The organism is Paenisporosarcina sp. P4_E4_2 (assembly GCF_056401595.1).
The window spans coordinates 1-3842 of the sequence record NZ_JBFUJC010000304.1; the positions used below are offsets into that span (position 1 = coordinate 1).

General features: G+C 39.4%; 3 protein-coding genes. All 3 read right to left on the reverse strand.

Going from position 1 to position 3842, the window contains the following annotated elements; translation table 11 throughout:
- A partial coding sequence (locus AC1DSB_RS15945) for an alpha-amylase family glycosyl hydrolase (protein ID WP_477587091.1) occupies positions 1-1019 on the reverse strand: 1019 nt, incomplete at its 3' end.
- 339 nt (positions 1020-1358) lie between these two features.
- Positions 1359-2381, reverse strand: coding sequence for a glycoside hydrolase family 15 protein (locus AC1DSB_RS15950; protein WP_016427323.1), 1023 nt, complete (start codon positions 2379-2381; stop codon positions 1359-1361).
- A gap of 581 nt (positions 2382-2962) precedes the next feature.
- Positions 2963-3739 (reverse strand): CAP domain-containing protein, encoded by a 777-nt coding sequence (locus AC1DSB_RS15955; RefSeq protein WP_016427324.1) that lies wholly within the window; start codon positions 3737-3739, stop codon positions 2963-2965.
- Positions 3740-3842: the final 103 nt, after the last annotated feature.

Consider the following 3842-nt stretch of genomic DNA (forward strand, 5'->3'; position numbering starts at 1 on the left):
CCACCATACTGATTCTTCAATTTTACAGGAAGTGGATTAACATGATTAAGATAAATCAATGACGAAACGGCATCAATCCGAAATCCATCAACATGATAGATATCCATCCAAAACATTGCGTTTGAGATTAGGAAGCTGATGACTTCGGGCTTGCTATAGTCAAAGCTATACGTTCCCCAGATTGGCCTCTCGGCGCGCATGGGATCTGCTGATTCGAAGAGAGGCGTTCCGTCGAACCTCCCAAGACCATGGCCATCCTTGCAAAAATGGGCAGGCACCCAATCAAGAATTACACCAAGGCCCTTCTGATGGCATTTGTCTATAAAATACATTAATTGCTCAGGTGTACCGTATCTGCTAGTTACTGAATAATATCCAGTTATCTGGTAACCCCATGAACCATCGTACGGATGCTCCATGACAGGCATCAACTCAATATGTGTAAAGCCATTATCAATTGCATAATCGACTAATTCGTCTGCAAGTTCTTGATAACTATAAAACTCACCATTTTCTTTTTGTTTCCATGAAGCCAAGTGAACTTCGTAAATCATCATCGGTTTGTTGTAAATATCTTTCTTTATTCGCTGTGTCATCCATTTTTGATCTTGCCATTCAAATGTAGTTAAATTGTAGATGATAGATGCTGTAGCAGGTCGCTGCTCCGAATAAAAGGCATACGGGTCTGCTTTTAATTCCTTCCGCCCATCCGGTCCTGTAACCTCATATTTATAAATGTCTCCATGTGCAAGCTCGGGAATAAATAGTACCCATATTCCAGAATTAGATAAACGGTCCATTCGGTTCTGGGTACCATTCCAATTATTAAAATTACCCACGACGGATACCTGCTTTGCATGTGGAGCCCAAACCGCAAAACGCACACCTTGAAAATCGTTCTCATGAATGATATGAGCGCCGAGCATTTTATAGCTTTCAAACAGTGTTCCTTCATGGAAAAGATATACATCAAAATCACTTGGGTATGGCCGGTTATTCAACTCAATAATTCCTTCCATTTCAACACCTCTTTCATCCTATGATTATTTCTATTTATTTACCATTTCTTCTCTTTAATTATTCGCCATCTATCAAAAAACACCTTTAAATTGTTTAGATTTTTGTAATAATTAAGAATTTTAGACAAAATAAAAAATCCTTCATGGATTGGAGGATTTTTTATAACATTCTATTTTCGTGAACTCTTCTTATATTCGGGTAGCTGTACATTAGTTATTAGCTGAGTTCCCACACACCATACTTTTTCAAATTTTGAGAATGACTGATGTCAAAAGTGGATAAAAAATATATTATTTCTGTTCCAAAAGAAACTTTAAGTTTAAACCTGTATGTTAATCTCAATCATTTCCTGTCAATTGTGAAGTAGGCATACTTATCATACGGTTTAAAAACAGATAGGAGAGGGAGACGGACCAAGCTAGTGGTGTGTTGCCATTTGGCACATTTTTCCCGCCAATATATAATTCAGGAACTGCCCAATTATTTGGTACGATTCGTTCCGTTTTATTTACATATTCATAAGCCTTATCATACATGCCCAGTTCAAAATAGCACAATCCTAGCCAAGGTAGTCCGAAGCACCATTCAGCTTCGCTTCCTTCGTTGTAATACTGATCGTTCTGATATCGAATACAGCCATATGTCCGCTCAAGGCGTTCGGAGACCAACTCGACTATCTTAAGCGCCGTTTTCCTTTCAACTATCCGATACGGATAGATAAGTGAAAGCAGCGATAAGTCTGTTTCTTTCGTTTCACTTTCCCGTGGTAAAAGAAACCGCAGCGTCTCCTCACCTTTTTGAATCAGTTCATCCTTAACATTAACGAGCATTTTCACCGCACGCAGGCCTGCCACGCATGCACCTACACTTGAAGCATGCAGTTCCATATTCTCTTCCCACATTCCATTATCCTTTGCCTGCCAGTATTGAAGACACTCTAGATAGTCAACAAGTTTCTGGACAATAGCGAGATCTTTGTCATCACGGATAACCTTTTGTCCGTGGCTCACACCCACCCCTACTCCCCATAAGAACGCTCCAATTGCATCATTCTGAGCATGCCCCCATTCTTGGCTCATTTCCTTTAATTCTGTGGAATACCGTGAGTGAATATATTCAAAAAGATAAACCGGTTTTTGTTCACGGTGAATGTCGATTTTCCATTCATAGGTTTTAAATAGATCAAATAATGCATGATATGCTTTTTCATACCGCTCAGATTGGCTTTGCAAAAAAGGCAACACCGTATATACGACATCACGTATCCAAACAAAATTGTAGTCCTTTGAAATACTGGCAGTGTAAGCACCGTTCGATAAGCGCATCCGATCTAAAACCTCAATTGCATTGTTGATTTTCATATATTAAAACCTCCTATTAAATTCTACCTTTATGGTGATTGTTCACCATTTGCGTTTATTCTAGACAAACTTTTCCACCCAATATATAAAAGCGTTTCCATTATGCATTTAATAAGCCCACAAAAGAAGTTTAAATATTTATATTTTATGTAGTAGAATGTTAATTGGATAAGCAAGCAGACCAAATTCATCGAATAAACCGACTCAAATTTAACGTACTCCTCCGGAATTTGGGACATGCGCAAATGTACGATAAACATCTAGAACGTTAAAGAAGACCAATTCAAAAAAGAGCAGAATCTGCTCCCTTTCCGTGGACGAACTGGCAATCCTTCTCGCTCGTCCCTCACTGTGGGGTCTTGCCTGCCCGTGATTCTGCCGGAGTGTCGCAGATTCCCTTTCAAGTTCCAAGAAACTTGTTTCATAAGCTATAGAAAAGCCCTGTTAAAGATTGCTTCTATTGATTAACGAGAGAGTGGATTTGCGCCTAGCGTAAATGTACGATAATCGGAAAGTAAGATTAGAGCCTAAAAAAATAGAACAAAAAAAGCCATCTCAATGTATTGAGATGGCTTTTTGTATTATTTTTGAATGAATTGTTGTGTCCAGTAATTACCGTTTGCATCGTATCCAATACCAATATGAGTATAAGTACCGTTCATGATATTTGCGCGATGTCCTGGTGATTCCATCCATCCTTTAACGACTTCAGCTGCCGTTTTTTGACCCATTGCGATATTTTCAGCAGCAGCCTTGTATTGAATGCCTTTAGCTTTCATTTGATCGAATGGGGATCCCATTGTTGGACTTGTATGTGAGAAATAGTTATTCTTGCTCATATCTGCTGATTTTGCACGAGCAGAGTCCATCAAAGCAGCATCAGTTGCTAGTGGTTTCAATCCTTCTTTTGCACGTTCTTGATTCGTCAATGTAAGAACTTGTTGTTCAATTGAAGAAACATTACCTGATGCTTGTGCTGCAGGAGCTGCCGGAGCTGCCGGTTTTTCAGCAGTTTGTGTATTTGTTGCTGGCTTTTGAGCCACCGGTTTTGCAGCAGGTGCTGCAGGTGTTGCTTTTTGTGCAGCAGGCTTAGCTGTTTCAGCTGGTTTTTGTGCAACTGGGTTTTCTTGAGTAGTTTTAAACCCTGCAGCATATAGCTGCGTATAAAGTTGATCTAACAACTGTTTTTCTATATTTGAAGACTCCACCGGTTTTGCTAGAGTACGTGCGGACCAGTTATTAGTATTCTGAGTCTGACACGTGGGGTTATTTGATGAAAATGAAGCTTCTGCGGTCGTACCTTGACTGAATGAGAACACCATAGCTCCCATTGTTAAACCTAGTAACATTTTTTTCATTTGTTATTCCCTCCTCTGCCACCTAGTCTATCGGCTAAATCTATGAAAAAAATACCCATTCATTTCCACTGTTTCCATCAGAAATGAAAATGTACTCTCATAG